Annotated in this window: 9 protein-coding genes; 4 read left to right on the forward strand and 5 right to left on the reverse strand. The window is 73.7% G+C overall.

Annotation, left to right across the window (positions count from 1 at the left end; all coding sequences use genetic code 11):
* Nucleotides 1-137: 137 nt before the first annotated feature.
* Together ACZ4VL_RS39425 and ACZ4VL_RS39430 are read right to left on the reverse strand one after the other, a co-directional pair.
* Nucleotides 138-1,172 (reverse strand): AraC-like ligand-binding domain-containing protein, encoded by a 1,035-nt coding sequence (locus ACZ4VL_RS39425; protein WP_468210473.1) that lies wholly within the window; start codon nucleotides 1,170-1,172, stop codon nucleotides 138-140.
* 297 nt (nucleotides 1,173-1,469) lie between these two features.
* Complete coding sequence (locus ACZ4VL_RS39430; RefSeq protein ID WP_468210476.1) at nucleotides 1,470-2,300, reverse strand: maleylpyruvate isomerase family mycothiol-dependent enzyme; 831 nt, start codon at nucleotides 2,298-2,300, stop codon at nucleotides 1,470-1,472.
* 157 nt (nucleotides 2,301-2,457) lie between these two features.
* Between ACZ4VL_RS39430 and ACZ4VL_RS39435 the strand changes: the two genes are divergently transcribed.
* The 3 genes from ACZ4VL_RS39435 (at nucleotide 2,458) to ACZ4VL_RS39445 (ending at nucleotide 4,733) form a co-directional block, all read left to right on the forward strand.
* On the forward strand, nucleotides 2,458-3,252 hold the full coding sequence (locus ACZ4VL_RS39435; protein ID WP_468210479.1) for a carbon-nitrogen family hydrolase: 795 nt from the start codon (nucleotides 2,458-2,460) through the stop codon (nucleotides 3,250-3,252).
* Between the two features lie 108 nt (nucleotides 3,253-3,360).
* Nucleotides 3,361-4,170 carry an ATP-grasp domain-containing protein gene (locus ACZ4VL_RS39440; RefSeq protein ID WP_468210482.1) on the forward strand — a complete coding sequence of 270 codons (810 nt, stop codon included), beginning with the start codon at nucleotides 3,361-3,363 and terminating at the stop codon, nucleotides 4,168-4,170.
* A 41-nt stretch (nucleotides 4,171-4,211) separates the two neighbouring features.
* The gene (locus ACZ4VL_RS39445) at nucleotides 4,212-4,733 is read left to right on the forward strand and encodes a DUF4240 domain-containing protein (RefSeq protein ID WP_468210485.1); all 522 of its coding nucleotides are present in this window, start codon (nucleotides 4,212-4,214) and stop codon (nucleotides 4,731-4,733) included.
* Here the strand turns inward: ACZ4VL_RS39445 and ACZ4VL_RS39450 are convergent.
* The gene (locus ACZ4VL_RS39450; RefSeq protein WP_468210487.1) at nucleotides 4,730-5,302 is read right to left on the reverse strand and encodes a Uma2 family endonuclease; all 573 of its coding nucleotides are present in this window, start codon (nucleotides 5,300-5,302) and stop codon (nucleotides 4,730-4,732) included. The genes ACZ4VL_RS39445 and ACZ4VL_RS39450 overlap by 4 nt on opposite strands.
* Nucleotides 5,303-5,434: 132 nt before the next feature.
* On the opposite strand from ACZ4VL_RS39450, the gene ACZ4VL_RS39455 reads away from it, so the two are divergent.
* Nucleotides 5,435-7,312 carry an NHL domain-containing thioredoxin family protein gene (locus ACZ4VL_RS39455; RefSeq protein ID WP_468210490.1) on the forward strand — a complete coding sequence of 626 codons (1,878 nt, stop codon included), beginning with the start codon at nucleotides 5,435-5,437 and terminating at the stop codon, nucleotides 7,310-7,312.
* 173 nt (nucleotides 7,313-7,485) lie between these two features.
* On the opposite strand, the gene ACZ4VL_RS39460 is transcribed toward ACZ4VL_RS39455, so the two are convergent.
* The gene (locus ACZ4VL_RS39460) at nucleotides 7,486-8,781 is read right to left on the reverse strand and encodes a M18 family aminopeptidase (RefSeq protein WP_468210493.1); all 1,296 of its coding nucleotides are present in this window, start codon (nucleotides 8,779-8,781) and stop codon (nucleotides 7,486-7,488) included.
* Nucleotides 8,782-8,884: 103 nt separating this feature from the next.
* Nucleotides 8,885-9,646 carry a hypothetical protein gene (locus ACZ4VL_RS39465; RefSeq protein WP_468210495.1) on the reverse strand — a complete coding sequence of 254 codons (762 nt, stop codon included), beginning with the start codon at nucleotides 9,644-9,646 and terminating at the stop codon, nucleotides 8,885-8,887.
* Between the last annotated feature and the right edge of the window lie 207 nt (nucleotides 9,647-9,853).

The raw sequence follows: 9,853 nt of genomic DNA on the forward strand, positions 1-9,853 counted from the left end.
AACCCGGGGTCGTTTATTGCGGGTTTGATGTCGTCCCCTGCTCCCCCCCCCCCCCCCCCCCCCCCCCCCCCCCCCCCCCCCCCCCCCCCCCCCCCCCCCCCCCCTGGGCCGCACGCATCCGGCCAGCCGTGCCGAGCCTAGGGCTGCCCGGAGCCGGCGGCTGTGCGCCCCGCGCAGACATCGTTGACCTCCTGCGCAACCGCCTCCCGAACCGCCCGGTGCCGGTACTCGGTCGGACTCGTCCCGTACGCCTCGCGGAACGAACGGCTGAAAACCGAGGGGTCCGTGAAACCCCACCGCGCGGCCACCGCGTGCACCGGCCGGCCCGCCCGCGCCGGGTCCTCCAGCTCGGCCCGGCACCGCTCCAGCCGGCGCCGCCGGATCCCGGCCGCGGGCGTCTCGCCCCGCTCCCGGAAGAGCTGCTGGAGGCGGCGCAGCGAGATGCCGTGCCGGGCGGCGACCGCGGCCGGGGTCAGCTGCGGGTCGCCCAGGTTGTGCTCCACGAAGGCGTCGATCCGCTCCCACAGGGCCCGGGTGCGGGCCTCCGGCGTCAGCGCCTCCTCGGCGCCCAGCATCCCGGCCAGGCAGGCCCCCACCAGGTCGAGGGCCATCGTCCCGAGCCGGTCCAGCTCCGCCGGACCGCAGTCCGCGCCGTGCGCCGCCAGCGAGCGCACGTACTGGGCGAGGATCGCCCCCATCCCGTGGCGGCCGGGGATGCGCTGCGCGAGCAGCCGCTCCACCCGGGCGCCGCGCACCGGCAGTGCGTGGCGCGGGAACGACAGGGTGACCGCCCGGACCAGGCCCCCGTCCGGGGGCACGGCGTCCGAGGTCATGGGCAGCGAGGTGTCCCACAGCACCATGTCCCCGTTGAACATGCCCGAACGGTTGCGGTTCTGGTCGAGCGACATCACACCGTCGGTCACCAGGCCCAGCTGGTACTGCTCGGGGTCGCTGCGCCGTACGTGGGCGGCCGTGCGCAGGGAGGTGAGGGCCGTGAACCCGAACGTCGACACCTGGACGGGGCCGAGGTCGAGGACGGAGGCCTCGGCCCAGAAGCGGTCGGCCCGCTCGCTCCTGATCGCCGTCGGCACCAGTTCCTGCGCGATCACGTCCGTGAACCAGTCGAGCCGCTCCCCCTCCGGAACGGCCCCGGCCGACAGCCTGGACCACATGTCCGCGCCCCCCTCTTCCTTGATCGGTCCGCACCCCGGTGACGGGGACGACCAACCGCCCGCTGCGGTTCTCGCCCGCGCCGCCGGCGAGCCCGGGGGATCGCGGGGACCACGGAGAGCGCGGGGACCACGGAGAGCGCGGGGAACCGCGGGGACCGCTCAGGCACGTACTGCGGCGGCCGGAGGGGACGGGAGAACGGGACCTTCCTCCGCGGCCCGCGCCGGGGCGGCCCGCGCCGGGGCGGCCCGCGCCGGGGCTCCCGCCCGCGTGCGGGGAGCGCCTCCGGCCCGCCCGCCCTACGGCGTGACGGCGAAGTTCGCCAGGATCGCGGCCGCGAGCTCCGCGTCGCCGTCGACCTTCACCCGGTCGGCCACCGCGTGCGGCCGGACCCGGCCCGCCGCCAGCCGTACGTACGTCTCCCAGTCCATCGCCAGCGTCACCGCGGGCCCGAGCGAGGGCGTCGAGTCGACCGTCCCGCGCCCCGCACCGTCCACGCGCACCGTCCGCAGGAACTCCACCGGCCCGTGCACGTCGATGACGACCGTCGAGTTCGCGGGCGCCCCCGCCAGCTTGGCGACCACCTTCGGCAGCCCGGCGAGGAACATGTCCCGTGCCACGAACGCGCCGGGGGAGTCCCAGTTCCCCGGCACGCCGAGCGCCGCCCGCAGGTCCTGCTCGTGGATCCACACGTCGAACGCGCGCAGCTGGAGCGCGAACTCCAGGGTCACCTGGTTGCCGAGCGGGCCGCGCACCGTCGTCGACGGGTCCCGCTTCTCGTTGCGCAGCTGCCGCGCGCGCCGGATGACCGTGTACTCCAGCTCCGAGGTCATCTCCGGCGCGGTGTGGTGCCGGCGGACGTCAACCTGGACCTCCATGTACCGGGTGAACTCGTCCACCACGTGCCGCAGGTCCCTGGGCAGGGTGTGGATCGGCCGCGGGTCCCCGAGCATCTCCGTCTCGATGCCGATGACGTGCGACACCACATCGCGGACCGACCAGCCGGGGCACGGGGTCGCCCGGTTCCACTCGCCTTCCGTCAGGGGGAGGACCAGCTCGGTTATCGCCTCGACGGAGTGCGTCCACGCGTCGGCATAGGGCTGGAGACTGGGATGCGGATGGACGGTCAACGGGACCCCTCGCGTGCTGTTCGGCGTGCCATGTCTGGAAGCGTGTGGACGGTCGTGGGCGGTTTCCCAAACTACGCTGCCGGTGGGTACCCCGGCAGTGCTTTCGTGTGACGATCGTAGGCCGAGTTGACGGCTTGAACACCAGGATGGTGGTAGTGTGCGCGCCTCGCTGATCCAAATGCCGGTGACCGACGGGGAGTCGGTGGCCCACCGACGGGCCCGGGCGGCCGATCTCGTACGGGAACAGGCCGGTTCGGACCTGGTGGTCCTGCCCGAGCTGTGGACCGTGGGTGCCTTCGCCTACGAGCTGTTCGAGACCGAGGCCGAGCCCCTCGACGGCCCCACCTTCGAGGCGATGTCGAAGGCGGCGAGCGACGTCGGCGTCTGGCTGCACGCAGGGTCCGTCGTCGAGCGGGCCGGCGACGGTTCCCTCTACAACACCGCGCTCGTCATCTCCCCGGCGGGCGAGCTCGCCGCCAGCTACCGCAAGATCCACCGCTTCGGCTTCGACCAGGGCGAGGCCGTGATGATGTCCGCCGGCGACTCCCTGACCACCGTGGCCCTGCCGGAGCAGACCCTCGGCATCGCCACCTGCTACGACCTGCGCTTCCCCGAGCTGTTCCGCGGGCTGGTCGACGCCGGAGCCACCACGATGGTCGTCGCCGCGGGCTGGCCCGCCCGCCGCCGCGCGCACTGGACCCTGTTGAACCGGGCGCGTGCCGTCGAGGACCAGGCGTACGTCCTCGCCTGCAGCCTCTCCGGCACCCACGCCGGGGTCGAGCAGGCCGGGCACAGCCTGGTCGTGGACCCGTGGGGCGAGGTCCTGGCCGAGGCGGGCCCCGGCGAGGAGGTCCTCACCGTCGAGCTGGAACCGGGGAAGGTCGCCGAGACCCGTGAGCAGTTCCCGGCCCTGAAGGACCGCGTGCTCGGCCTGCACACCCCCACCCGCTGACCGCACCACCCGCCCGCCCCGCCCGTGCACTCCCGGCGCGGGGCGGGGGAGGCACGGGGCACAGGGCATGGGGCGTGGGGCACGAAGCATGGAGATAGGTTTCCTCCCATGCCCCAGCTGCTCTACGTGACGGACCTGTCGTACCCGGCCCGCGGCCGCCGCTACGGCGACGAGGACGTCTTCCTCACCTCGCGCCTGCGCACCCGCTTCGAGCTGGCCCTGTGCCATCCCGAGGACGCGCAGGCCCTGATGCCGCGGGGCTTCGACGCGGTCGTCGTCCGCAACAGCGGGCCCGTCCTGAACTACCAGGCGGCGTACGACTCCTTCCGCGCGGCCGCCCTCGCCAGCGGCACCCGCGTCTACAACCCGCTCACCGGCCGCGGCGACATGGCGGGCAAGCAGTACCTCCTCGACCTGACCGCCGCCGGCTACCCGGTCATCCCGACCGTCGACGACCCGGCGCACCTCGACCGGCTGCCGCAGGTCCCGCAGTACGTGGTGAAGCCCAGGCAGGGCGCCGACTCCATCGGCCTCACCTTCACCCCGGAGCCGGCCGGCCCGGCCGGGGAGGTCCTCGTCCAGCCGCGCATCGACTTCGCGTACGAGGTGTCCTTCTATTACGTCGACGACACCTTCCAGTACGCCCTGTACGCCCCCGACCCGGCCCGCCGCTGGGAGCTGGTGCGGTACGAGCCGACGGCCGCCGACCTGGACTTCGCGGTCTCCTTCATCCGGTGGAACACCCTGTCCCACGGCATCCAGCGGGTGGACGCCTGCCGCGCCCCGTCGGGCGAACTCCTCCTGGTCGAACTGGAGGACCTGAACCCCTACCTCTCCCTCGACCTGCTGCCGCCGGAGGTCCGGGACCGCTTCGTGGACGCCCTGACCGCCTCCCTGAACTCGTTCCTGGGCAGCTGATCCCACCGCCGGATGTCACAGGGGGATGCGAGGCTCGCCCCATGGACACGCAGACCTTCTGGAAGCTGATCGAGACGGCCCGCGCCGAGGCCGCCCCGGACCATGTGGCCGCGCGCGCCGCCCAGTTGCTGGCCCTGCGCCCGCCGGCCGAGATAGCGGTGGCCCAGCAGGTGCTGTGGGACCTCCTCGCCGCGTCGTACCGCAGCCCCCTGTGGGCGGCCGCGTACGTGATCAACGGCGGCTGCTCGGACGACGGCTTCGACTACTTCCGGGGCTGGCTGCTCACCCAGGGAGAGGCCGTCTTCGCCGCCGCCCTCGCCGACCCGGACTCCCTCGCCGGGCACCCGGCGGTCCGCGAGGCGGCCGCGGAGGGCCTGGAACTGTGGGACGAGGAGGCCCTCTCCATCGCCTGGACCGCCTACGAGCAGGCCACGGGCCGGGAGCTGCCTGCGGACTCCTTCACGATCAGCTACCCGCCCCTGGACCCGGCCTGGGGCTTCGACTTCGACGACCGGACCGAGACCGCCGCCCGTCTGCCCGGTCTGACCGCCCTGTTCGACTAGAGCCCGCTGGTGTCGAGCTCGATGCCGAACGGCTCGGGCAGCCGCACCGGCGTCCCGAACGAGTGCGGCCCGTCGACCCCGGTGTACCCGAGCCGCCCCGGCCCGGAGTACACCGTGACGGTCTTCTCCACCCGGTCGACCAGCAGGTACAGCGGCGCCCCGTACTCGGCGTACCGCTTCCGCTTGACCACCCGGTCGGTCTCGGCGTTCGACTTCGAGGTGACCTCGACGACGAGGAGGGTTTGGTCGGGCAGCAGGGCTGCGCCGTCACGCGCGAGGGCATCGGGAACCACCGCGATGTCGGGCACGTACCAGTTCGATGAACCAGGCAAGTCGAGATTTCCCGAGCCTTCGACGCAGCCGAGCTCATCGACCCGCGCCTCGATTTGGCGGCGTACGATCTTGGCCGCTCGCTCGTGATCCCATGTGGGTGTCACGATGCTGATGACCCCCTCGATCAGCTCCGTGCGGTCTCCGCTGACATGTTGGATGGCGTACTTGAGTGCGAGCTCGGGATCGGCGATATCGCCGTAGTTCTGGTGGCCGCTGTAGTCATGCGCGGTGGTCATGCCGGACGCCTCCTTCGCTCCCCGCCGCCAGAGTCGCACGCGGGCGCCGGCCGTGTCGTCACCCCGGAGAGTGGACGGGGCCCGGGCGTGCGTGTTGATCCGCCGTTCACGGGTGAATGGCATGCTTGAAGGATGAACGATGCCGCCCCGGCGCCCACCCCCGCGCCCGCGCCCCGCCGTGCCCGTGTCCGTGCCCCCGAGCTGGTCGGGAAGGGGGGCTGGCTCAACACCGGAGGCACCGAGCTCACCCTCGCCGACCTGCGGGGACGCATCACCATCCTCGACTTCTGGACGTTCTGCTGCATCAACTGCCTCCACGTCCTCGACGAGCTGCGCGAGCTGGAGGAGAAGCACCGCGACACCGTCGTGATCATCGGGGTGCACTCGCCGAAGTTCGTCCACGAGGCCGAGCACGCGGCCGTCGTCGACGCCGTCGAGCGCTACGAGGTCCACCACCCGGTGCTGGACGACCCCGAGCTCGCCACCTGGAAGCAGTACGCCGTACGGGCCTGGCCCACCCTCGTCGTGATCGACCCCGAGGGGTACGTCGTCGCCCAGCACGCCGGCGAGGGGCACGCGCACGCCATCGAGCGCCTGGTCGAGGAGCTGGAGGCCGAGCACGAGGCCAAGGGCACCCTGCGCCGCGGCGACGGGCCGTACGTGGCGCCCGAGCCGGTGGCGGGCGAGCTGCGGTTCCCCGGGAAGGCCCTGGTCCTGCCGTCGGGGAACCTGCTCGTGTCGGACTCGACGCGGCACCGGCTCGTGGAGCTGGCCCCGGACGGGGAGACCGTCGTACGCCGCATCGGCAGCGGGGAGCGCGGCTTCGGGCCGGACGCGTTCAGCGAGCCGCAGGGACTGGCGCTGCTGCCCGACGGGCGGGTCGTGGTCGCCGACACCGTCAACCACGCGCTGCGCACCTTCGACCCGGCCACCGGGGCCGTCGAGACGGTCGCCGGCACCGGCCGCCAGTGGTGGCAGGGCTCGCCGACCTCGGGCCCGGCCCTGGAGGTGGACCTGTCCTCCCCGTGGGACGTGGCCTGGTGGCAGGACCGGGTGTGGATCGCCATGGCGGGCGTCCACCAGCTGTGGACCTGGGACCCGGCGACCGGGACCGTGGAGGTGGCCGCCGGTACCACCAACGAGGGCCTGCACGACGGGCCCGCCCCGGAGGCGTGGCTCGCTCAGCCGTCCGGGCTCGCGGCCGCCGGGGACCGGCTGTGGATCGCGGACTCCGAGAACAGCGCCCTGCGCTACGTCGAGCCCGCCACCGAGGGCGACGGCGACGGAGACGGTGAAGGCGACGGCGACGGCTACGGCTACGTGCTGCGCACCGCCGTCGGCACCGGACTGTTCGACTTCGGGCACCGGGACGGCGACGCGGACCAGGCGCTGCTCCAGCACCCGCTCGGGGTGACGGCCCTGCCCGACGGCTCGGTCGCGGTGTGCGACACGTACAACCACGCCCTGCGCCGCTTCGACCCGGCGACCGGCCAGGTCACCACGCTCGCCACCGACCTGCGCGAGCCGAGCGGCGCGGTGCTCGTCGGCGAGGACATCGTGGTCGTGGAGTCCGCCCGGCACCGGCTGACCCGGCTGCGGCTGCCGGAGGAGGCGGTACGGGTCGACGCCGTCGCCCACCGCACCCAGCGCGCCGCCACCGAGGTGGCCCCGGGAACGCTCCGGCTCGACGTGGTCTTCCAGGCGCCGACCGGCCAGAAGCTCGACACCCGCTACGGGCCGTCGACGCGGCTGCTGGTGTCCTCGACCCCGCCGGAGCTGCTGCTGTCCGGTGAGGGCACGGGCACGGACCTGTCCCGGGAGCTGGAGCTCAACCCGGAGGTCGCCGAAGGCGTGCTGCACGTCTCCGCGATGGCGGCGTCCTGCGACGACGACCCGGCCAACGAGTACCCGGCCTGCCACGTCCACCAGCAGGACTGGGGCGTCCCGCTGGCCCTCACGCCGACGGGCGCGACCCGCCTCCCCCTGGTCCTCGCCGGCCTCGACGCCTGACGGGTCCACCGGGAACGCAGAAGCCCCCGCGCGTTGCGCGGGGGCTTCTCGTCGGCGAAACCCCCTGCGCGCGCGTCCGCCGGACGCGCGTGCAGGGGGTGGGTCGGACGCCGGCCCGGGGCGCCGCACGGGCGCGCCGGGGTCGATCGGTCGGTCGGTCGATCGGGGTGGGGTCAGGACTCCAGGAAGGCGACGAGGGCGTTGGCCAGGAGGTACGGGTCCTCCGCGCCGCACAGTTCGCGCGCGCTGTGCATCGACAGGATCGCGATACCGATGTCCACCGTCTGGATGCCGTGCCGGGCGGCCGTGATCGGGCCGATCGTCGTGCCGCACGGCATCGAGTTGTTCGACACGAACGTCTGCCACGGCACGCCGGCCCGCTCGCAGGCCGCGGCGAAGACGGCCCGTCCGCTGCCGTCCGTCGCGTACCGCTGGTTGACGTTGACCTTGAGGATGGGGCCGCCGTTGGCGCGCGGGTGGTGCGTCGGGTCGTGCCGCTCCGCGTAGTTGGGGTGCACGGCGTGGCCGGTGTCGGAGGAGATGCAGATGCTGCCCGCGAGGGCGCGCGCCCGGTCCTCGAACGAGCCGCCGCGCGCGAAGACGGAACGTTCCAGCACGTTCCCCAGCAGCGGGCCGTCGGCGCCGGTGTCCGACTGCGAGCCGTTCTCCTCGTGGTCGAACGCGGCCAGCACCGGGATGTGGTCCGGCGAACCGCCGGCGGCCGGGACCGCGGCGAGGGCGGCCACGCCCGCGTGCACCGAGATCAGGTTGTCCATGCGCGGCCCGGCCACCAACTCCCGGTCGCGCCCCAGGTAGGAGGCCGGCTCGATCGAGTGGACCATCAGGTCCCAGCCCGCCACCGAGCCCTGCGGCAGGCCCTCTTCCTCCTCCAGGAAGGCGATGAGGTCACCCTCCCGGACGTCGCCGAGGCCCCAGATCGGCTGCATGTGCCGCTGCTTGTCGAGCTTGAGGCCGTCGCTGTTGACGGCCCGGTCCAGGTGGATGGCCAGCTGCGGCACGCGCAGCAGCGCCCGGTCCACGTTGACCAGCCGCTCGCTGCCGTCGCGCAGCGTCAGCCGCCCGGCCAGGCCCAGGTCGCGGTCGAGCCAGGTGTTGAGCAGGGGGCCGCCGTAGATCTCGACGGCGATCTGCCGCCAGCCGGCCGACCCGCTGTCAGGAAGCGGCTTGACGCGGAGGTTGGGCGAGTCGGTGTGCGCGCCGATGATCCGGAACGGGGTGTGCGCGGCCGCGCCCTCCGGGACGTACCACGCGATGAGTGCGCCGCCGCGGAGCACGAACCGGCCCCCGCTGCCCGCGTCCCAGGCGTCCGTTTCCGACACCTGCGTGAAGCCCGCCTTCTCCAGCCGCTTCGCCGCGTTGGCCACGGCGTGGTACGGCGACGGACTGGCCGTCAGGAAGGTCATCAGATCGTCGGTGTGGCCGCGGTCGAAGCGGGCGGGAGAGCTCATGGGGTTCACCTTAACGACGGTCGTGTTCGCCTTGGCCGGACTGCGGCGGATAGCCGTCGGACGTCGGGCCGCGGGCCGTGTCGTCCGCGGTTCCGGCGGCTTCTCAGCCCGGCGGCCGCTCGAATCGGCGCTGCAGCTGCCTGCGTTCGCCCCGGCGGAGGCGCGGGAGCATCTCCGGGGTCGTCGCGGAGCGCTGCGCGCGTCTCTTGCGTCCGGCGCAGAAGATACAGGCCTCTCCTGGGGGCGCGTCCGGGTCGACGGGCGCGCCGGGGTGCTCGGAGCAGCCGGAGGCGCCGCGCGGCCGGGACAGCTCGCGGGCCACGATGAACGCGCGGTGGAGGTCGTCCGCTATCCGTACGAAGTCGTCGGTGGACGAGGAGAGGCTCAGGTGGAAGCGGCGGTCCTCGACGGTGCGGACGTGGTCGCGCAGCGCGTCGAGGGTGTACGGCGGGTCGGGCACCGGGTAGCCGAGCCGGCGCTGCTCCCCGGCCGGCGGGGCGGCGGGGCGGGCCGCGGCGGCGGGCCGGCCGGCGCGGCCGCCGCGGTCGCGCAGCCCGAGGCGGCGCCGGTCGTTGCAGATCAGGCAGCGGCCCCAGCCGTCGGGCGCCTCGGGGTCGAGGGCGCCGTTGGGGTGCTCGGGGCAGCCGGTGTAGCTCTTGGCGGGGGCGAGTCCGGCGGCGGTCTGGAAGGCGGTGTAGAGGGCGTCGGCGACGGCCTCGTACTCGGCGGGGTGGGCGCCGTCGTACAGCTCCTTCAGGTGGTCGCCGAGGCTGCCGATGGCGGCCTGCAGCTCCCTGAGGGCGTAGGGCCGCCCCGTCGGGACCGCGTACCCCCGGCCGGTGCCGTGCTGCTCCTGTGGACTCATGTCTACGAGCGTCCCACGAACGACCGACAACGCGGGAATCGGCGGGTGCACGAGAACGCGGGCGCGCGGGTCCGCGAGAACGCAGGAGCGGGGGGGGGGGGGGGGGAAAGGGGGGGGGGGGTGGGGGGGGGGGGGGGGGGGGGAGAGGGGGGGAGGGGGGGGGGGAGAGGTCCGTCGGGGTGTGTGGTGGGGAGAAAGGTGTGTCAA

Source organism: Streptomyces sp. NPDC029014 (genome assembly GCF_055564695.1).

Coding starts and splice junctions, on each gene's coding strand:
- ACZ4VL_RS39425 (WP_468210473.1), bottom strand. CDS start 1,172: ATGTGGTCCAGGCTGTCGGCCGGGGCCGTTCCGGAGGGGGAGCGGCTC.
- ACZ4VL_RS39440 (WP_468210482.1), top strand. CDS start 3,361: ATGCCCCAGCTGCTCTACGTGACGGACCTGTCGTACCCGGCCCGCGGC.
- ACZ4VL_RS39445 (WP_468210485.1), top strand. CDS start 4,212: ATGGACACGCAGACCTTCTGGAAGCTGATCGAGACGGCCCGCGCCGAG.
- ACZ4VL_RS39450 (WP_468210487.1), bottom strand. CDS start 5,302: ATGACCACCGCGCATGACTACAGCGGCCACCAGAACTACGGCGATATC.
- ACZ4VL_RS39455 (WP_468210490.1), top strand. CDS start 5,435: ATGAACGATGCCGCCCCGGCGCCCACCCCCGCGCCCGCGCCCCGCCGT.
- ACZ4VL_RS39460 (WP_468210493.1), bottom strand. CDS start 8,781: ATGAGCTCTCCCGCCCGCTTCGACCGCGGCCACACCGACGATCTGATG.
- ACZ4VL_RS39465 (WP_468210495.1), bottom strand. CDS start 9,646: ATGAGTCCACAGGAGCAGCACGGCACCGGCCGGGGGTACGCGGTCCCG.